19 protein-coding genes are annotated in these 17872 nt (G+C 69.9%); 6 read left to right on the top strand and 13 right to left on the bottom strand.

The annotated features are described in order from the left end of the window. Nucleotides 1-33 precede the first annotated feature (33 nt). Complete coding sequence (locus ABD927_RS04575) at nt 34-741, bottom strand: GntR family transcriptional regulator (RefSeq protein ID WP_345246780.1); 708 nt, start codon at nt 739-741, stop codon at nt 34-36. A gap of 130 nt (nt 742-871) precedes the next feature. Between ABD927_RS04575 and ABD927_RS04570 the strand changes: the two genes are divergently transcribed. Beyond that, complete coding sequence (locus ABD927_RS04570) at nt 872-2236, top strand: MmgE/PrpD family protein (protein WP_345246778.1); 1365 nt, start codon at nt 872-874, stop codon at nt 2234-2236. 124 nt (nt 2237-2360) lie between these two features. Here the strand turns inward: ABD927_RS04570 and ABD927_RS04565 are convergent, their stop codons facing one another. The 10 genes from ABD927_RS04565 to ABD927_RS04520 all read right to left on the bottom strand — a co-directional run bounded on the left by ABD927_RS04565 (nt 2361) and on the right by ABD927_RS04520 (nt 11637). Then, entirely contained in the window at nt 2361-3263 is a 903-nt protein-coding gene (locus tag ABD927_RS04565) for a cupin domain-containing protein (protein ID WP_345246776.1), read from the bottom strand. A gap of 34 nt (nt 3264-3297) precedes the next feature. After that, entirely contained in the window at nt 3298-4269 is a 972-nt protein-coding gene (locus ABD927_RS04560; RefSeq protein WP_345246774.1) for a Bug family tripartite tricarboxylate transporter substrate binding protein, read from the bottom strand. Between the two features lie 153 nt (nt 4270-4422). After that, nucleotides 4423-5559: an iron-containing alcohol dehydrogenase gene (locus tag ABD927_RS04555; RefSeq protein WP_345246772.1), complete on the bottom strand. Its 1137-nt coding sequence runs from the start codon at nt 5557-5559 to the stop codon at nt 4423-4425. Between the two features lie 30 nt (nt 5560-5589). Then, complete coding sequence (locus ABD927_RS04550) at nt 5590-6567, bottom strand: NADPH:quinone oxidoreductase family protein (protein WP_345246770.1); 978 nt, start codon at nt 6565-6567, stop codon at nt 5590-5592. A 22-nt stretch (nt 6568-6589) separates the two neighbouring features. After that, nucleotides 6590-7555 (bottom strand): hydroxymethylglutaryl-CoA lyase, encoded by a 966-nt coding sequence (locus ABD927_RS04545; RefSeq protein ID WP_345246768.1) that lies wholly within the window; start codon nt 7553-7555, stop codon nt 6590-6592. Between the two features lie 7 nt (nt 7556-7562). After that, nucleotides 7563-8507: a Bug family tripartite tricarboxylate transporter substrate binding protein gene (locus ABD927_RS04540; RefSeq protein WP_345246766.1), complete on the bottom strand. Its 945-nt coding sequence runs from the start codon at nt 8505-8507 to the stop codon at nt 7563-7565. A gap of 79 nt (nt 8508-8586) precedes the next feature. Next, on the bottom strand, nt 8587-9357 hold the full coding sequence (locus ABD927_RS04535; RefSeq protein WP_345246764.1) for an enoyl-CoA hydratase/isomerase family protein: 771 nt from the start codon (nt 9355-9357) through the stop codon (nt 8587-8589). Continuing rightward, a complete protein-coding gene (locus ABD927_RS04530) occupies nt 9354-9890 on the bottom strand; it encodes an Lrp/AsnC family transcriptional regulator (RefSeq protein ID WP_345246762.1) in 537 nt (178 codons plus the stop codon). The genes ABD927_RS04535 and ABD927_RS04530 overlap by 4 nt, the downstream gene beginning before the upstream one ends. Next, the gene (locus tag ABD927_RS04525) at nt 9890-10393 is read right to left on the bottom strand and encodes a MaoC/PaaZ C-terminal domain-containing protein (protein WP_345246760.1); all 504 of its coding nucleotides are present in this window, start codon (nt 10391-10393) and stop codon (nt 9890-9892) included. Before ABD927_RS04525 ends, ABD927_RS04530 begins: the two co-directional genes overlap by 1 nt. Before the next feature lie 5 nt (nt 10394-10398). Beyond that, nucleotides 10399-11637 carry a CaiB/BaiF CoA transferase family protein gene (locus ABD927_RS04520; protein ID WP_345246758.1) on the bottom strand — a complete coding sequence of 413 codons (1239 nt, stop codon included), beginning with the start codon at nt 11635-11637 and terminating at the stop codon, nt 10399-10401. A gap of 201 nt (nt 11638-11838) precedes the next feature. Between ABD927_RS04520 and ABD927_RS04515 the strand changes: the two genes are divergently transcribed. Both ABD927_RS04515 and kce read left to right on the top strand, forming a co-directional pair. After that, nucleotides 11839-12294 carry an acyl-CoA thioesterase gene (locus ABD927_RS04515; RefSeq protein WP_345246756.1) on the top strand — a complete coding sequence of 152 codons (456 nt, stop codon included), beginning with the start codon at nt 11839-11841 and terminating at the stop codon, nt 12292-12294. Nucleotides 12295-12317: 23 nt separating this feature from the next. Continuing rightward, on the top strand, nt 12318-13241 hold the full coding sequence (gene kce, locus ABD927_RS04510) for a 3,5-dioxohexanoate:acetyl-CoA acetone transferase (protein ID WP_345246754.1): 924 nt from the start codon (nt 12318-12320) through the stop codon (nt 13239-13241). A gap of 48 nt (nt 13242-13289) precedes the next feature. Here kce and ABD927_RS04505 read toward each other — a convergent pair whose 3' ends face one another. Then, entirely contained in the window at nt 13290-14483 is a 1194-nt protein-coding gene (locus ABD927_RS04505; RefSeq protein WP_345246752.1) for an MFS transporter, read from the bottom strand. Nucleotides 14484-14738: 255 nt separating this feature from the next. On the opposite strand from ABD927_RS04505, the gene ABD927_RS04500 reads away from it, so the two are divergent. Beyond that, nucleotides 14739-15329 carry a 2'-5' RNA ligase family protein gene (locus tag ABD927_RS04500; protein WP_345246750.1) on the top strand — a complete coding sequence of 197 codons (591 nt, stop codon included), beginning with the start codon at nt 14739-14741 and terminating at the stop codon, nt 15327-15329. A gap of 12 nt (nt 15330-15341) precedes the next feature. Here the strand turns inward: ABD927_RS04500 and ABD927_RS04495 are convergent, their stop codons facing one another. Then, on the bottom strand, nt 15342-15779 hold the full coding sequence (locus ABD927_RS04495; RefSeq protein WP_345246748.1) for a MarR family winged helix-turn-helix transcriptional regulator: 438 nt from the start codon (nt 15777-15779) through the stop codon (nt 15342-15344). A 173-nt stretch (nt 15780-15952) separates the two neighbouring features. Here ABD927_RS04495 and ABD927_RS04490 point away from each other — a divergent pair, with 173 nt between their 5' ends. Further along, on the top strand, nt 15953-17440 hold the full coding sequence (locus ABD927_RS04490; RefSeq protein WP_345246746.1) for a DHA2 family efflux MFS transporter permease subunit: 1488 nt from the start codon (nt 15953-15955) through the stop codon (nt 17438-17440). 33 nt (nt 17441-17473) lie between these two features. After that, nucleotides 17474-17869, top strand: a complete 396-nt coding sequence (locus ABD927_RS04485) for a DUF3597 domain-containing protein (protein ID WP_345246744.1) — start codon at nt 17474-17476, stop codon at nt 17867-17869. Nucleotides 17870-17872: the final 3 nt, after the last annotated feature.

The following is a 17872-nucleotide window of genomic DNA, read 5'->3' as shown; positions in this document are numbered from 1 at the left end:
GCCGGCTGCGCCCGAAGCGGCCGGCGCCGCGCTTCAGTTGGCGGCCTGGCCCCGCATGATGGCCAGCGCGGCGGCCGCGGCGCTGGCCACGTGGCGGCGCGCGGCTTCGCGGGCCGCCGCGGGATCGCGCGCCAGCACCGCCTCCACCAGCTCGTTCAGCTCGCGGATGCTTTCGCGGGCGCGGCCCTGCTGCTGCAGCGACGTGGCGCGCAGCACCACGATGCGGCCGTTGAGCAGGCTCAGCACCTGCGCCAGGATGGCATTGCCGCTGCCGCGCAGCAGGCAGGCGTAGAACTCGTTCTTGGCGTTCAGGCGCACGGCCGGGTCTTTGTTGGAGAAGCTGGCGGTGAGCTGGCGCAGCGCCTTCTTCAGCGCCTTCTGCTCTTCGGCCGAGGCCAGCGTGGCGAACAGCTCGGCCGCCAGGCCTTCGAGTTCGCGGCGCACCTGGTAGATGTATTCGGCCTGTTCCGGCGTGAGGCGGGCGACGAAGGGGCCGCGGTGCGGCACGACGTCGATCAGCCCCTCGGACTCCAGCTGGCGCAGCGCCTCGCGCACCAGGGTGCGGCTGACGCCCGTCATTTCGCACAGCGCTTTTTCGGTCAGGCGCTGGCCGGCCTGCAGGTGGCCGAGCGCGATCGCATTGCGGATGCTTTCGACGACGCTGTGACGCAAGGGGGCGGCGATGCGCGTGACCCGGAGATCCGGGTCGAGTTGGGCCGGCGAGGCGGTCAGGTCGGACATGGACAAGAAGGGGCGTGGAGGGTGGGGCTTGCGGCCCGGCGAAGGGCCTGCTCCGTTGAATTCTGGAATATCACGGGAATCGTATCCTACAATAATGCGATCCGTTTTCACGCACGCAAGGCCAGACAGCATGTCCCAATCCGAAACCGGCGCGGTCAGCGGCGCCCTCGCGCGCTTCGTCGCCGCCACCCGCTGGGAAGACATTCCGCCGGCGGTACGCCACGAAGCCAAGCGCTCGCTGGTCAATTTCTTCGCGGTGGCGCTGGCCGGCTGCCGCGACCGCACGCTGGACCTGGCCACCGGCGTGTACAAGCGCTTCTCCGCCGGCGAACAGGCCACCGTGATCGGCCGCCGCGAACGCTGCGACATCCTCACCGCGGCGGCGTTGAACGCCGCCAGCGCCAACGTCTTCGATTTCGACGACACCCACATCCCCACCATCGCCCACCCCACGGCGCCGGTCGCGCCGGCGCTGCTGGCGCTGGCCGAAACCCAGCCGATGTCGGGCCGCGATTTCCTGCTGGCCTTCATCCTCGGCGTCGAGGCCGAGTGCCGCATCGCCAACGCGGTGTCGCCGTCGCACTATGCGCGCGGCTGGCACATCACTTCCACCTGCGGCGTGTTCGGTTCGGCGCTTGCCGCGGGCAAGATCTTCGGGCTGGAGCCGCGCGCGCTGGTATGGGCGCTGGGCTCGGCCTCCAGCCAGGCCGGCGGCCTGGTCGAAACCCTGGGCACCATGGCCAAGAGCGTGGGCGTGGGCAACGCGGCGCGCAACGGCCTGCTGTCGGCGCTGCTGGCCAGGGAAGGCTTCGACGGCCCGGACGCGCCGCTGGAAGGCGTGCGCGGCTTCCTGAACGTCACCAGCGAGCGCGCCCGGCCCGACGAGGTCGACGGCGCGCTGGGCCAGCGCTGGGAAATCCTCGCCAACACCTACAAGCCCTATCCCTGCGGCGTGGTGCTGAACCCGGTCATCGAAGCCTGCCTGGAACTGGCCCGCCGGCCCGAACTGGCGGGCGCCGCCGGCCGCATCGAAGACATCGAGATCACCGGCCATTCGCTGCTGCGCCAGCGCACCGACCGCCCCGGCGTGCGCACCGGCCGCGAAGCGCAGGTCAGCGCGCAGCACGCGGTGGCGGTGTCGCTGGTGCGCGGCAAGGCCGGGCTGCCGGAATTCACCGACCAAGCCGTCGCGGATCCGGCCCTGCGCGCGCTGGGCGCCAAGGTGCGCTTCCGCGACGACGACAGCTTCGCGGTGGAAGCGGCGCGGGTGGCCGTCCGGCTGGCGGGCGCCGAGCCCATCGTGGTGTCGATCGAGGCCGCGCGCGGCGGACCGAAGCGGCCGCTGTCCGATGCCGACCTCGAAGCCAAGCTGCGCGAACTGTGCCGCGGCGGCGGCTCGGGGGTCGAGCCGGAGGCCCTGATCCAGGCGGTCTGGGCACTGGACGAGCGCGACGACGTCGGCTCGCTGATGAAGCTGGCCGCCGGGGTCAATTGAGCGCAAAGCGGCGGGCCGCCCGGGAGCCCGTCCGCGGCGGCCGCAAACGCCGAAGGGCCGGTACGCAGACCGGCCCTTCGTTCATGGCGCAGCGATGCGCGCCGGGCGAGGCCCGGCGCCAGGCTCATTCGCCGGTGATGGCAAAGCCCATCGTGCGGCAGTGGTAGTACAGCCCGCCGTCCTGCACGATCAGCACGATCGAATCCTGGTCGGATTCGTTGTGATGCGTGTGCGAGGCGCCGGCCGGCGTGACGAAGGTGGCGTAGGGCGACCAGTCCACGCGCTTGCCATCCACCAGCGAAAACGCCTTCTCGCCCCGCAGCACCAGGCTGACGGCCACCGAGTTGTGGCGGTGGGGAATCTGGTGGTCGTGCGGCGGCACCGCGTTGAGCGCCAGCGTCAGCGACGGCGCGATGCGGTTGTAGGCCGAGCCTTCCGAACCGAACATGATGGCCATCGATTTCATGCCGCTCTTCATCACGTGCTGGCGGACGTCGATCAGCGCCTTCATCATTTCCGGCCCGCGATAGTGCACCGCCTTGATCGGCGACGCCTCGACCGGCGGCGGCAGGGCGCTTTCATAAGCCAGCTGCGGCTGGTTGGTCACGCGCCAGAGCACCGCGTTGCCGTCGCCGGTGGCGGTGTGCCGCTCCTGGCTGCCGCCCGGCAGCAGCATCGCGTCGCCCGCCTGCCAGTCGATGCGTTCGCCGTCGCCCCACTCAGTGCTGCCGGCACCGCGGATGACGTAGAACACCTCGGCGCTGCCGCCCGAGCTCAGCGTCAGCGGCTGGCCGGGCGCCAGTCGCACGTAGGAAGCGAGCAGCAGCGGCGTGGTCGACGGCGTGCGGGCGGCGATCTCGGCGCTCTGGTCGCACAGGATGTGCGCCGAGCCGCCGGGCCCCAGCGCCTGGTCGCGCTCGGCCAGGAAGATATGGGCCGGTACGGGAGGCAGGGCCTGATTGAAGCCCTGGTCGAGCGTCAAGTAGCGGCCGCGCTCGGCGTAGGGAGACAGAACCGTGTTTTCCATGGACGTATCCTGCGATGTTGCGTGGACTGCGAAATCAATCGACCTTGATGTTGGCCAGCTTCGTGAACTTGATCCACTTGGCGATCTCGGCCGACACGAATTCCTTGTACGACGCGGCGGTGCCGCCGATCGGCTGGAAGCCCAGCTCGTTGAGCTGCTTCTGCACCTGCGCGTCCTTCAACTGGCGGTTGAAGCCGTCGTTCAGCGTTGCCACCACGTTGTCGGGCGTGCCCTTGGGGGCCACGATGCCGAACGACACGAAGGAATCGACCGAGGGATAGCCCAGTTCGGCGAAGGTCGGGACGTCGGGCATTTCGGGCAGCCGGGTCGAGCCGGTTACCGCCAGCGCCTTCAGCCTGCCGGACTTCACGTAGCTCTGGCAAGTGGACAGCACGGTCATCGCCATCTGGGTTTCGCCGGCCACCAGCGCCGCGATCGACGGCGCGCCGCCCTTGTACGGCACGTGGACCACGTCGATGCCGGCGGCGTACTTGAACTGTTCGCCGGCCAGGTGCAGCGGGCTGCCGTTGCCGGCCGAGCCGTAGTTCAGGCCGCCCGGCTTGGACTTGGCCAGCGCGATCAGCTCTTTCAGCGAATTGGCCTTCACGCTCGGGTTGACGGCCAGGATGATGGGCATCTTGGCCAGCAGGATGACCGGCGCGAAATCCTTTTGCGTGTCGTAGGGGATGCGGTCGGGCACCAGCGCCGGGTTGATCACGAACGCGCTGTCCATGGCGCCGATCGTATAGCCGTCGGGCGCCGCGTTGGCCACCGTGCCGGTGCCGATGATGGCGCCGCCGCCGGGCCGGTTGTCGACCACGAAGGGCTGGCCGAAGCTTTTTTCCATGTCTTTGGTGACCACGCGTGCGACCACGTCGGAAGCGCCGCCGGGCGCATACGGGACGATGGTGCGGACCGGCCGTTCGGGGTAGCCGGCGGCCAGCGCGGCGGCCGCGCTGCAGGCGAGGGCGAGGCCGAGCGCCGCTTTCTGGATGGATCTGTACATGCTGCGTGTCTCCTGGAACTTCAACGATGCCGTGCGGGCCGGCAAGGGTAAGGCGCCGCCGCCCGCCCCTCGGGCGGCGGTCAAGCCCTCCATGATAACCCATAATACAATATGGCAATCCGCTCGCTCAGCGGCGTCCAGGAGCCGCGCGGGCTACATCGATGCTTCCAGCAAAGCCCGATAGTCGCCGGCATCGGCCGGCCGGGGATTGGTCTTGTGGCAGTGGTCGGCCAGCGCGCCGGCCGCCACGCGATCGAACCAAGCGGGGGCCACGCCGAGGTCGGCCAGGCCCGCGGGCAGGCCCAGGCGCGCGTTCAGGTCCCGGATGGCCGGGCCCAGGTCGCTGCCTGCCTCCAGGCCCACGGCGCGCGCCATTCGTTCCAGCCGCCGTTCGCCGCGCACGGACGGGGCCTCGGCATTGAAGGCCACCACCGCAGGCAGCAGCACCGCGTTCAACGTGCCGTGATGCAGCGTCGGGTCGACGCCGGCCAGGCTGTGGCTGAGCGAATGGACGCAGCCCAGGCCTTTCTGGAAGGCGAGGGCGCCTTGCATCGAGGCGCTCATCAACTGTCGTCGCGCCTCGCGGTCGCCGCCGTCGCGCACGGCGCGTTCGATGTGGCCCCAGGCCCGTTCCAGGCCGTCGAGCGCGATGCCGTCGGCGGGCGGGTTGAAGGCCGGCGCCAGGAAAGCCTCCATGCAGTGCGCGATGGCGTCCATGCCGGTGGCGGCGGTCAGCGTCTTCGGCAGCCCGAGGGTGAGCTCGGGGTCGCACAGGGCCGCGCGCGGCACCAGGTGCCAGGAGTGAAAACCCAGCTTGCGGCCGTCGTCGACGATCAGGATGGCGCCGCGCGCCACCTCGCTGCCGGTGCCGCTGGTGGTGGGCACCGCGATCAGCGGCGCGACGGCGTCGGTGATGCGGTCCGAGCCGCCTTCGATGGTGGCGTAGCGCGCCAGCGGCCCGGCGTGCCGGGCGGCGATCGCCACGCCCTTGGCGCAATCGATGGCCGAGCCGCCGCCGACCGCGACCAGCCCGTCGCAGCGGCCGGCACGGTAGAGCGCGGCCGCGGCGCGGACGGCGGCCTCGGTGGGATTGGACGGCGTGCGGTCGAACACCGTGGCCGGCAGGCCGGGAATCGCCGCCAGCGCACGGTCGACGATGCCCGCCGCCTTGACGCCCGGGTCGGTCACGATCAGCGGGCGGGAGATGCCAGCCCGCCTGCATTCGCTGGCCAGCAACGCCAGGGCGCCGAATTCGAACTGGATCTGCGTCACGTAGTTGATGAGGGCCATGCCGGACACTCCTGTCTGGGCGGTCTGCGCCTAGGCCATGCGGACCGCGATCTTGCCCACCGCATGCCGCTCGCCGAGCGCCCGCAGCGCATCGACCACGCGTTCGAACGGGAATTGCGCGCCGACCTGCGGGCGCAGCAGGCCGGCCTCGTACAGTTCGCACAGCCGGCGCAGGTTGGCGGCGGCCAGCTCCGGCGTGCGTTCCAGGAACAGCCGGTAGCTGACCCCGACCACCCGGGCCTGCTTGAGCAGTACCAGGTTGCCCTTGATCATCGGGATGGCGCCGCTGGCGTAGCCGGCGATCAGCAGCCGGCCGTACGGGGCCACGGCCCGCAGCGCCGGTTCGGTCGCGTCGCCGCCGACCACGTCCAGCACCACGTCGGCGCCCCGGCCGCCGGTGGCGCGCCGGAGCCTGTCGGCCAGTCCCTCCGGGGCGCCATCGACGGCAAGATCGGCGCCGGCCGCCAGGCAGGCGTCGCGGCGCGCGGCGCTGCCCGCGGCGGCCACCACCGTGGCGCCGAAGGCCTTGGCGATCTGGATCGCGCACAGGCCGATGCCGCCGGCCGCGCCCAGCACCGCCACGGCTTGGCCTGCCGCCAGGCCGCCGCAGTCGACCAGGCCGTGGTACGCCGTGCTGTAGACCAGCACGAAACCGGCGGCCTGCGCGTCGTCCATGCCGGCGGGCACCCGCTCGACGCGGCGGCGCGGCACCACGACCTGCTCGGCGTAGCAGCCCTGGCCGGCGTAGGTCATGACGCGTTCGCCGGGCCGCAGGTCGGAGACGTCGGCGCCCGTTTCCATGACGGTCCCCATGGCCTCGATGCCGGGCACGAACGGCAGCTCGGGCCTGACCTGGTATTTGCCGGCGGGCATCAGCACGTCGGGCGGGTTGACCGACGCCGCGCGGACGGCGATGCGCACGTCGCCGTCGCCCAGCGGCGGCGGGGCGATGTCCTCGATGGCCAGCGCTTCCAGCGGGCCATACCGGCGGCAGACGAGGGCCTTCATGCGGATACTCCGGAAGCGTGCGTCATGCGCCGGGCCGCCCGCGGCGGAACCCTTGCAGCGAGCCGGCGTGCATCACGCGGCCGCCGAGCGGACGGCCGATGATGCGTTCGGCCAGCTGCGCCGCTTCGATCAGCGCCTCCAGGTCGATGCCGGTCTCGATGCCGAGCTCGTGGCACAGGAAGACCATGTCTTCGGTGCAGATGTTGCCGGCCGCCTGGGTGCTGTGGCCGCAGAACGGGCAACCGCCCAGGCCGGCCACCGAGCTGTCGAACAGGTCGATTCCCATCTGCAGCGCGGCGTGGAAATTGGCCGCGCCCAGGCCGCGCGTGTCGTGCAGGTGCAGGCCGACGCGCACGTCGGGCAGCACCGATTTCACCGCATCGACCCGGCGCCGCACGCTGTCGGGATTGGCCCAGCCCACCGTGTCGCACAGATAGAGCTTGGGGATCGCCACGCCCGGTTCCGTGTTCAGCGCCGCGATCCAGCGCGCCAGTTCCGTCACCTTGGCGACCGGGATCTCGCCTTCGAAGTTGCAGCCGAATGCGGTCATGATGTAGGCGGCGTCCAGCGGCACGCCGGCCTCTTCGTAGCGGGGGATCCAGTCGCGCTGGGCTTCCCGCATCTCGGCCGCCGAACAGTTGTTGTTCATCCTGCTGAAGGCGTCGGAGGTGTAGAAATTGAGGCTGCCGGTGAGCGTGATGTGGGCCGCCTCGCGCGCGCGCTCGAAGCCGCGGGCGTTGAGCCACAGCCCCGTGTACTTCACCCCCGGCCGCGGCGTCAGGCTGGCGAACAGCGCCTCGGCGTCGGCCATCTGCGGCACCTTGCCGGGATGCACGAACGAGGCCACCTGGATCTGCGGCAGCCCGGCCAGGGCCAGCGCGTCGACCAGGGCGGCGCGCTGTTCGAGCGGGAACCGGCCGCGCTCGAACTGGAAGCCCTCGCGCGGGCCTTCCTCGTGGAATTCGACGAACTTCGGTAGCGATGTCATGCGGGCCTCACTGCGGTTCGATGCCGGCCAGCGAAATGACGCGGCCCCACTTGCCGTGCTCGGCCATCTGGAACTGCATCAGCTGGCCGGGCGTCATCGGCATCGGGTCGACGGCGATGGTCTTGAAGAACTCCAGCGCCTTGGGCGTGGCGATGGCCTTGGCGATCGAGGCGTTGAGCCGGTCGACGATGTCCCGCGGCGTCTTCGACGGCGCCCAGGCGGCAACCCACCAGGTCAGGTCGTAGCCCGGCACGCCGGCCTCTTCCATGGTCGGCACGTCGGGCAGCACGGCCACGCGGCGCTTGCCGGAGATGGCCAGCGGGCGCAGCTTGCCGCCCTTGACCATGGGCACGGCGGTGGCCATGTCGGCGAACATCACGTCGATCTGGCCGCCGACCAGATCGGTGGTGGCCTGCGGATTGGTCTTGTACGGCACGCTCATGATCCGTACCTTGGCCAGCTGGTTGTACAGCTCCATCGCGACCCGGGTGGACGAACTGGCCCAGCCGAAGGTCAGCTTGCCAGGCTTGTCGCGGGCCGCCGCGGTCAGGTCCGCCACGCTCTTGATGGGGGAGTCGGCGCGCACCACCATCATGATCGGGCCGACGGCGATGCCGTTGATCGGCGCGAAATCGTGCACGTAGTCGTACGGCACTTTCACGTACAGGCTCTGGTTGGCGGCATGGGTGGAGTTGGTGCCGATGAACAGGGTGTAGCCGTCGGGCGCCGATTTGGCGACGAAGTCGGCGCCGATCATGCCGCTCGCGCCGGGCTTGGTCTCTACCACGACCGGCTGTTTCAGGTCGCCCGTCATCTCGTCGGCCACCACGCGCGCGATGGCGTCGATGATGCCGGCGCAGCAGGCCACCAGCCGCACCGGCTTGGCCGGCCAGGCCTCGTCCGCCTGCGCGGCGCCCGCCAGCGCCGCGCAGCCCAGTAGTACAGCGATCAACCGCGTTCCGTTCCGAATCGAAAGTGTCCGCACGTCTGTCTCCTGTCTGGTGATTGGCGATCGGGCGGCTTCGGATGTGTCAGGAGCCTGTCCAGACCGGCTTTCTTTTTTCGCGGAAGGCCAGCAGGCCCTCGCGCGCATCCTTCGTCATCGATACCAGTCCGATCTGGCTCTCGGTGAACGAAATGGATTCTTCGAACGACATGGCCTCGATGCGCCGCATGGCGTAGCGGCCGCGGCGGATGGCGGCGGGCGACTTGTCGGCCAGGCGGCCGACCAGCCAGTCGACCCTGGCGTCGAGTTCCTGCGCCGGCGCCAGGTGGTTCACCAGGCCGATGGCCTGGGCCTGGCGGGCGTCGACCGGCTCGCCGGTCAGGCACAGTTCGTACAGCGCGCGCGACGGCACGATGCGCTGCAGGCAGGACAGCACCTGCATCGGGAACACGCCGACCTTGACCTCGGGCAGCCCGAAGATGGCGTGCTCGGCCGCCACCGCCATGTCGCACATGGCCAGCAGCCCCATGCCGCCGGCCATGCAGGCGCCGTTGACGCGCGCCACCAGCGGCACGGTGGCCGCGTGCGCGGCGCGCAGCAGGTTGGCGAAGGGAAGGCTGGGGGTGGCGTAGTCGAATTCGAAGGAGGTGCCGGTCTGCAGGTCGGCGCCGGCGCAGAAGGCCTTGTCGCCGGCGCCGGTGACGACCGCCACGCGCACCGCGGGGTCGCGGCCGGCTTGCGCCAGGGCATCGGCGATGCCCAGGATGACCGGCTCGGTCATGGCGTTGCGCCGCGCCGGCCGGTCGATGGTGATCCACAGCGCGTTGCCACGCGTCTCGACGATCAGTTCTTTCATGACGGTTCGCTGCCTCCGGAGTCGTCCTTCCACGTGAATGCGTATTGGCCGCCCACCCGCCGCCGGTGCGCCAGCCCGACCACGGTCGACTGCCGCAGGCTGCCCGGCACGCCGCGCAGGCTGGTCAGCAGCAGCTTGCGCAGATGGGCGTGGTCGCGCACGCGCACGGTCAGGAACAGCTGGAATTCACCGGTGGTCCAGTTGGCGACCTCCACCTCCGGAATCGCCATGCAGTAGTCGAGCGTGGCGTCGACGTCCTGCCGGATGTCGATCTCGATCCATACGAAGGCATTGACGCCGAAGCCCGCCACCTCGTGGTTGACCTCCACCCGGTAGCCCTGAATCACGCCGTTCTCTTCCAGGCGCTTGATGCGGTCTATCACCTGGCCGGCCGAGACGCCCATCTCGCGCGCGATCGACCGCGCCGACAGCCTGGCGTTGGCGCCCAGGTGCGACAGGATGTGGCGGTCGACCGGATCCAGCGGAAATACGGTGACGGGCCGGACAGCCCCGGAGACGTTCTGTTCTTCCATTACGTGGCCTTTGCTTCGGTTGAGCCGGTGCGAACCAGCAGCGTGTAGACGAAGCTCATGACGGCCGTGCCGTCCTGCTTCGCCACCCCGATGTCGAGTTCGACGATGCCCTTGGCCGGGTCCGAAGCCAGCCGTTTGGATTTCACCGTCGCGACGGCCGTAATGGTATCGCCCCCATATACGGGGGCGCGGGCGGCGACCTTGTCGACGCCGAGGAAGGCGAGCGTGACGCCGCTGTACACCAGCGTGGCGCTCAGCAGCCCGATGGCATAGGCCACGATGACCGGCCCGGGCAGGATGATGCCGGCGAACGGCGTGTTCGCCTTCACCCATTCCGCGTTGGTGTGCAGCGGCTGGTGCCAGCCGGTGGTCAGCGCGGTGACCATGACGATTTCGGCATCGGTGACGGTGCGGCCGAAACCCTGGATGCGCTGGCCGACGACGATGTCGTCGTAGCCGCGCCAGGGCAGGGGGCGGTCGGTCATCGATGCGTCGGCGGCCATGGAGGTCAGTCTCCTTCGGATGCGGGGGCGTGTTGCCAGGCGTGGCCGGCGGCCAGCAGCGCGGCGATGTCGGATGGCGCCAGTCCCAGTTCGCGCAGGACTTCGGCGGTATGCTCGCCGCGCAGCGGCGGCGCCTGGTGGCGCTCGCGCATGACGTCGCGCAGCGGCATCGAGGTGGCGCGGATCGCGCCGTAGCGGGGATGCTCCAGGTGCAGCAGCATGTCGCGCGCCGCCGTGTGCGGATGCTCCAGCGCGGCGCCGATGTCGTTGACCGGGGCGCAGGGCACGTCGGCCGCGCCCAGCCGCTCGACCAGCTCGGCCACCGCCAGGCGCGCGATGGCCGGCCGCACGGCCGCGTACACCCGTTCGCGCTGGGCCGCGCGGCCCTGCAGCGTGCGCAATGCCGGATCGGCGCCCAGTTCGTCCAGGCCCAGCGCCTGGCACAGGCCGGCCCAGTTGGCGTCGGTCATGACCGCGATGGCGATCTCGCCGTCGGCCGCTTCGAAAGTGCCGTAGGGAACGGTGAAATAGTGCCCGGAGCCGGCCCGCTCGGGTTGCCGGCCGGTGGCGTTGAAGTAGCCGCCGTGGTTGGCCAGCAGGGTGAGCAGCGAGTCGTACATCGCCACGTCGATGAACTGGCCGGCGCCGGTGTCGCGCCGGCGGTGCAGGGCGGCCAGGATGCCGATCGCCGCGAACAGCGACGACGCGGTGTCGCCGATCGGCACGCCGATCTTCAGCGGCGCGGCGTCGGCCGTGCCGTTGGCGCTCATGATGCCCGAATAGGCCTGGGCGATCAGGTCCAGGCTGCGCTTGTGGGCCAGCGGGCCGGTCTGGCCGAAGCCGCTGATGCTGCAATAGACCGCCGCCGGATTGATGGCGCGGACGTCTTCGTAGCCCAGGCCCAGGCGCCGCATGACGCCGGGCGCGAAGTTCTCGATCACGACGTCGGCATCGCGCAGCAGCGCCAGCGCGACGTTCCTGCCGGCCGCGCTCTTCAGGTCGAGCGCGATGCTGCGCTTGTTGCGGTTGAACGTGACGAAGTAGTGGCTCTGGCCGTTCTTCATCGGCGCCATGTCGCGGCCGATATCGCCGCGGTCGATGCCTTCGATCTTGACCACCGAGGCGCCCAGGTCGCCCAGCACCTGGGTCGCGAACGGCCCGGCGATGACGTGCGTGAAATCCACCACGCGGATGCCATGCAGCGGGGCCGCGTCCGCCGCGGCGCCGTCCTGCCGTGCGCTCATGCGCCGTCTCCTCCGGACGATTGTTCGGCAATCGAATGTATGGTCGTTCGATTGTCTTTATCGTCATCGTTATGTGGAACGTATGTCCACTATACATATAATTTTATGGACATATGTAGATGAAAACCCTGATTTGATGGACAATGGCGGCACCGCGCCGTGGACCGCCGGCGCATCGGCATCGCCCGCCAGGAGACACGCATGCAGCGCGCCGCCCCGCAGCCCCGCCACGCCTATCGGTGGTATCGCGTGATTCCCACGCAGTGGAGGGACAACGACGTCTATGGCCACGTCAACAACGCCGTCCACTACACCTGGTTCGATACCGTGGTGAACGGCTGGCTGGTCGCCAACGGGCTGCTCGACATTGGCGGCGGGGCGGTGGCCGGGCTGGTGGTCAGCAGCGCCTGCCAGTACTTCGGCGAGGCGGCCTTTCCCGACGACATCCACTGCGGCCTGCGCGTGGCGAGGATCGGCACCACCAGCATCACCTACGAAATCGGCCTGTTCCGCAACGAGGCGGCGCTGTCGTTCGCCGCCGGCACCTTCGTCCATGCCTACGTCGACCGCGAGAGCCGCCGTCCGGTGCCGCTGCCCGCCGCGCTGCGGACGGCCGCCGGCCGGCTGCTGGCGGCCGGCGACGGCCCGCAGCCATGACACGACCACCAGGAGGAGACACCATGAAGAAAGTCATCATCACCTGCGCCGTCACGGGCTCCATTCACACCCCCTCGATGTCGCCGCATCTGCCCGTCACGCCGGACGAGATCGCCCGGGACGCCATCGCGGCGGCGCAGGCCGGCGCGGCCATCGTGCACCTGCACGCGCGCGATCCGGCCGACGGCCGGCCGTCGCAGGACGTGGCCCTGTTCCGCGAATTCCTGCCGCGCATCAAGGCGGCCTGCGACGCGGTGCTCAACCTGACCACCGGCGGCGCATCCACCATGTCGGTGGAAGAGCGCCTGCAGCCGGCGCTGCAGCTGCGGCCCGAGGTCGCCTCGCTCAACATGGGCAGCATGAACTTCGGGCTGTACGAAATGCTGGGCCGCTTCAAGGAATTCCGCCACGATTGGGAGCGGCCCTACCTGGCCGACAGCGACGACCGGATCTTCCGCAATACCTTCCGCGACATCGCCTACATCCTGGAATCGTGCAGCGCCAACGGCACCCGCTTCGAGGTCGAGTGCTACGACGTCGGCCACCTGTACACCGCCGCGCACTTCCTGGACCGCGGGCTGCTGCGGCCGCCGCTGCTGATCCAGTCGGTGTTCGGCATCCGCGGCGGCATCGGCGCGCACCCCGAAGACCTGATGCACATGCGGCGCACCGCCGACCGGCTGTTCGGCGGCGACTACGCGTGGTCCGTGCTCGGGGCGGGGCGCTCGCAGATGCCGCTGGCGACGATCGGCGCCGCGATGGGAGGCAATGTCCGCGTGGGCCTGGAAGATTCGCTGTGGGACGGGCCCGGCCGCCTGGCGCAGGGCAACGCGGCGCAGGTGGCCCGGATCCGCGCCATCATCGAGGCCCTGTCGCTGGAGGCGGCCACGCCCGACGAGGCGCGCGCCATCCTGCAATTGAAAGGCAAGGACGCGACGGGCTTCTGAGCCCGCGTTTGGGTGATGGCGCGCGGCGGCACGCGCGCCCCGGGGACGCTAGCCAGCGGCGGCCGGCGCCCGCGGGCGCCGTAGGCCCAGCGCCGCCAGCGCCAGCCCGAGCGTGGCGGCCATGCCGCCCACCAGGAAGATGCCGCCATAGCCGTAATGATCGGCCACCAGGCCGGCGATCGGCCCGGTGCCGCCGTAGGCCAGGTCCTGGAACGCGGCAAAGCCGCCGACCGCGGTGCCGCGCTGCTGCGGCGGCACGCGCCGGACCACGTCCACCCCCATGGCCGGAAAGACCATCGAGCATCCCAGCCCGGTCAGCAAGGCGCCGAGCAGCGCCAGGCCCGGCCCGGGCGCCAGCCACAGCAGGTACTGGCCGCATGCCTCGATCGCCAGCGAGCCGATGGCCACCGGCGTGCCGCCCAGCCGGTCGGGCAGGTGGCCGCACAGCAGGCGCATCAGCACGAAGCCGGCGCCGAAGCAGCTCAGCCCGAAGCCCGAATACGGCCAGCCGCGGCTGATGAACAGCAGCGAAATGAAGGCGCCCAGCGCCGCGAAGCCCACACCCTGCAGGCAGACGACGGCGCCTTCGCGCCAGATGCGGCGCATCACCTGCCAGAACGGCGCGCGCTGGCCCGGGTGCGGGGCCACGGCCGGCAGGCCCTGCACCAGCAGCAGCCCCGCCAGCGGCAGCACGGCGCAGACGGCCATCAGGCCGGCAAAGCCGAGCCGGTGGAACAGCGCCAGCCCGAGCGGGCCGCCGGCCGCGAAGGCGCCGTACATGCCCATGCCCACCAGCGCCATCACGCGGCCGGAGCGGGCGGGGCCCATCAGCCCGATGCCCCAGCCGATCACGCCGACCAGCGCCAGGCTTTCGCCCAGGCCGAGCAGCAGCCGGCCGGCGATCAGGATGGCGTAGCTCGCCGGCGCGGACGGCATGCGCCAGCCGGCCGCCAGGCAGATCAGGCTGGCCGCCGCGTACAGCAAGAGGCCGCGTCGCATGCAAAGCTTGCCGCCCAGCCGGTCGGCGATGCCGCCCGCGTAGCGGCGGGTGAGGATGGTGGACAGGAAGGCGATGCCGACCGCCAGGCCGCCCAGCACGTTGCCCAGGCCCAGCTCGCGCGCCACGTAGACGGAGGAAACCGGCAGCGCCATGGCCACGGCCAGGTAGGAAAGAAACAGCGACAGCGTCATCCGCAGCAACTGGCGCGGCGCGGTATCGATATCGGGGGAAGAAGACGACACGAGTGGCAGACTCCGTAATGCCGGGAGTCGCGATCGCAAGAGGAGGGGAACGAGACGACGCGCCCCCGCCGCAGGATCCCGGCAGGTTGCGCGTTGATTGACGTTGAACGCTTACGGAAGAAATGCGGCGCGCGGCGCCCATCGCTTCGACTTGTCGACGGCGATGATAGCAGATGCGGCCGAGCCGGATGATGCGGCGGCGCGACAATCGGGCCGCGGCCGTCCCGCTCCCAAGCCATTGCGGTATGTTGCGCCATGCCCGAACAGTTCTTCCTGCCCGGCCTGCAGCCCGCGCCGCGGCCGACCGACCGGCTCTTCTACGCCGTATTCCCGGCTCCCGATGCGGCCGCGCGCATTGCTGCATTCGCCGCGCAGCTGTGCGCGTCGCAAGGCTTGCGAGGCCGTCCGCTGGCGGCCTCGCGGCTGCACGTCACGCTGCATCACCTGGGCGATTACCTCGGCCTGCCGCAGGACCTGGTCGACCACGCGCGGGCGGCCGGCGATGCCGTGGCGATGCGGCCGTTCGATGCCGAATTCGACGCGGTGGGCAGCTTCGCCGGCCGCCGCGGCCGGCATCCCATCGTGCTGCTGGGCGGCGACGGCGTGGCCGGCCTCGATATGCTGCAGCGCAGGCTATGTGCCGCGCTGGCGCCGGCCGGACCGGCGCGCGATGCCGCCGCGGCGGCGCCCTACACGCCCCACGTCACACTGCTGTACGGCGACCGGACCATCGCCGAGCGGCCGATCGACGCCGTCCGCTGGCGGGTAGGGGAATTCGTGCTGGTGCGCAGCCTGCTGGGCCGCAGCCGCTACGAGCGCCTGGCGACGTGGCCGCTGGCGGCCTGAACGCCGCCGCGGTCAGCCGTCGGCGGCGCTCAGGTTGCGGCGGACGCGCTGCAGCAGGCCGATCAATACCTTCCGCTCTTCGGGCGTCAATCCCGCCAGCGCGGTGTCGACCACCTCGTCGCCGAGCCGCTGCGCGTCGACCAGCACCTCGTCCGTCTTGGCGGTGGCCTGGACGTGGAAGGCGCGGCGGTCGTTCGGATCCTGCACGCGCACGATCCAGCCGCCTTCCTGCATGCGGTCGAGGATGCGCGCCACCGTCATCGGCGTGACCTCGAGCAGTTCGGCCAGCTTGGCCTGGTTCATCTGGCCGAAGGTGGACAGGTAGACGGCCACCCGGCATTGCGCGCGGCTCAGTTCGATGTTGCCGCGCGCGCGGCGGTCGAACTGCGTGCCGTACAGGCGGGCGATGTCCGCTATCAGGAAACCGAAGCGCGTCTCGAAATCAGCCATCGACCTCTCGCAATCCTTTGTTTGCTGCCCATTGTGCCAACGACGCCACGCCGCGGCAGCATGCCAGGCGTTTTAGGCAATTAGTAAGCAGGCATATAATATAGTACGATATAAATAGACCGCCGCCTCTCGTGCAAACCCCACACTCCCCCGCAGCGCCGCTGAATCGCGGCATGATCACGCTGTCGATCATGCTGGCCACGCTGATGCAGACGCTCGACAGCACCATCGCGAACGTGGCGCTGCCCCACATGCAGGGCTCGCTGTCGGCCTCGCAGGACGAGATCAGCTGGGTGCTGACTTCCTACATCGTGGCCGCCGCCATCGCCACGCCGCTCACCGGCTGGCTGACGGCCCGCTTCGGCATCACCCGGCTGCTGGCCATCGCGATCAGCGGCTTCACGGTGGCCTCGGCGCTGTGCGGCATGTCGGAATCGCTGGTGCAGATCGTGGGCGCGCGGCTGCTGCAAGGGCTGTTCGGCGCGGCGCTGGTGCCGCTGTCGCAATCCATCCTGCTCGACATCAATCCGCGCGAAAAGCAGCCGCAGGCGATGGCCATCTGGGGCGTGGGCGTGATGGTGGGCCCGATCCTGGGCCCCACGCTGGGCGGCTGGCTGACCGACAGCTACAACTGGCGCTGGGTGTTCTTCATCAACCTGCCGATCGGCGCCTTCGCGCTGTTCGGCGTGCTGACCTACCTGCCCAAGGGCAGGCAGACCCGGCCGATCAAGCTCGATTTCTTCGGCTTCGCCACGCTGTCGCTGGCCATCGGCGCGCTCCAGGCGCTGCTCGACCGCGGTCAGCAGCTGGATTGGTTCAATTCGACCGAAATCTGCATCGAGGCCCTGGTGGCCGGCGTCAGCTTCGTATTTTTCGCGATCCATACCGCCACCGCCGGCAAGGATTCGTTCTTCCGCTACGAGCTGCTGAAAGACCGCAACTTCGTGACCGGCACCTGTTTCATCTTCGTGATCGGCGCGGTCATGTACGCCACGCGGGCGCTGCTGCCGCCGATGCTGGAGGCCCTGATGGGCTATCCGGTGGCCACCACCGGCCTGGTCACCGCGCCCAGCGGGGTCGGCACCATGATCGCGATGCTGCTGGCCGGGCGGCTGGTGGCGCGGCTGGAGGTGCGCGCCATGCTGCTGGCCGGCTTCCTGATCTCGGCGGTCGCGCTGTACCAGATGATGGGCTATACCCTGGTGCTGTCGGAAAGCGACATCGTCTGGCCCGGCGTGATCCAGGGCTTCGGGCTGGGGCTAGTGTTCGTGCCGCTGAGCGCGGTCACCTTCGCCACGCTGTCGCCCGAGCTGCGGGCCGACGGCACCGCCATCTTCAGCCTGCTGCGCAACATCGGCAGCAGCATCGGGATCTCGGTGGTGCAGGCGCTCGTGACGCGAAATACCCAGGTGGTACACTCCGCGCTGGTAGAGCATGCGACCACTTCCAATGGCGCGCTGAACCAGTATTTCGATCCGGGTTCGGCTTCGTCGATGGAATCGCTCAATCAACTGATCACGCAGCAGGCATCGATGATCGCCTATGTCGATGCCTTCAAGTTGATGTTCATCGTGACGCTGTGCGTCGTGCCGCTGCTGGCGGTGGTGCGGACGCGCAGGCGCCCGGCTGGTGAAGAGGCGCCCCACGTCGCGATGGATTGACGGTTTTTTCCGCCACGACTGGAGGGTAGTTCGATGAGCTTCTTCAAAGACATTCTCGGCAAGATTTTCGGCCATGCCTCGGCCGCCACGCCAGGGGCCGGCACGCCTGCGCCCGGCACGCCGCCGGCCGCCGCCCCCGGGGCGCCAGGGGCATCCGCCGCGCCGGCGGCGCCCCCGGTCGACGTGGAGGCCGTGCTGTCGGGCCTGGCCGCCAAGAACCCGCAAAAACTCAACTGGCGCACCTCCATCGTCGACCTGCTCAAGCTGCTCGACCTGGACAGCAGCCTCGCCGCCCGCCAGCAACTGGCGGCCGAATTGCACTACGACGGCGACACCAACGATTCGGCCGCCATGAACATCTGGCTGCACAAGCAGGTGATGCGCAAGCTGGCCGAGAACGGCGGCAAGGTGCCCGACGACCTCAAATAGCTC

It is taken from the genome of Pigmentiphaga soli (assembly GCF_039541095.1).
Lineage (GTDB): Bacteria > Pseudomonadota > Gammaproteobacteria > Burkholderiales > Burkholderiaceae_B > Pigmentiphaga > Pigmentiphaga soli.
The sequence above is the reverse complement of the archived record's forward strand: the minus strand, read 5'-3'. Positions and strand labels throughout refer to the sequence as shown.

Bases quoted from the DNA above. Each gene is read 5' to 3' on its own strand.
- ABD927_RS04490 (WP_345246746.1), top strand. From the start codon at position 15,953: ATGATCACGCTGTCGATCATGCTGGCCACGCTGATGCAGACGCTCGAC.
- ABD927_RS04555 (WP_345246772.1), bottom strand. From the start codon at position 5,559: ATGGCCCTCATCAACTACGTGACGCAGATCCAGTTCGAATTCGGCGCC.
- ABD927_RS04570 (WP_345246778.1), top strand. From the start codon at position 872: ATGTCCCAATCCGAAACCGGCGCGGTCAGCGGCGCCCTCGCGCGCTTC.
- ABD927_RS04515 (WP_345246756.1), top strand. From the start codon at position 11,839: ATGCAGCGCGCCGCCCCGCAGCCCCGCCACGCCTATCGGTGGTATCGC.
- ABD927_RS04485 (WP_345246744.1), top strand. From the start codon at position 17,474: ATGAGCTTCTTCAAAGACATTCTCGGCAAGATTTTCGGCCATGCCTCG.
- ABD927_RS04500 (WP_345246750.1), top strand. From the start codon at position 14,739: ATGCCCGAACAGTTCTTCCTGCCCGGCCTGCAGCCCGCGCCGCGGCCG.
- ABD927_RS04520 (WP_345246758.1), bottom strand. From the start codon at position 11,637: ATGAGCGCACGGCAGGACGGCGCCGCGGCGGACGCGGCCCCGCTGCAT.
- ABD927_RS04550 (WP_345246770.1), bottom strand. From the start codon at position 6,567: ATGAAGGCCCTCGTCTGCCGCCGGTATGGCCCGCTGGAAGCGCTGGCC.
- ABD927_RS04575 (WP_345246780.1), bottom strand. From the start codon at position 741: ATGTCCGACCTGACCGCCTCGCCGGCCCAACTCGACCCGGATCTCCGG.
- ABD927_RS04565 (WP_345246776.1), bottom strand. From the start codon at position 3,263: ATGGAAAACACGGTTCTGTCTCCCTACGCCGAGCGCGGCCGCTACTTG.
- kce (WP_345246754.1), top strand. From the start codon at position 12,318: ATGAAGAAAGTCATCATCACCTGCGCCGTCACGGGCTCCATTCACACC.
- ABD927_RS04535 (WP_345246764.1), bottom strand. From the start codon at position 9,357: ATGAAAGAACTGATCGTCGAGACGCGTGGCAACGCGCTGTGGATCACC.
- ABD927_RS04525 (WP_345246760.1), bottom strand. From the start codon at position 10,393: ATGGCCGCCGACGCATCGATGACCGACCGCCCCCTGCCCTGGCGCGGC.
- ABD927_RS04530 (WP_345246762.1), bottom strand. From the start codon at position 9,890: ATGGAAGAACAGAACGTCTCCGGGGCTGTCCGGCCCGTCACCGTATTT.
- ABD927_RS04495 (WP_345246748.1), bottom strand. From the start codon at position 15,779: ATGGCTGATTTCGAGACGCGCTTCGGTTTCCTGATAGCGGACATCGCC.
- ABD927_RS04545 (WP_345246768.1), bottom strand. From the start codon at position 7,555: ATGACATCGCTACCGAAGTTCGTCGAATTCCACGAGGAAGGCCCGCGC.
- ABD927_RS04560 (WP_345246774.1), bottom strand. From the start codon at position 4,269: ATGTACAGATCCATCCAGAAAGCGGCGCTCGGCCTCGCCCTCGCCTGC.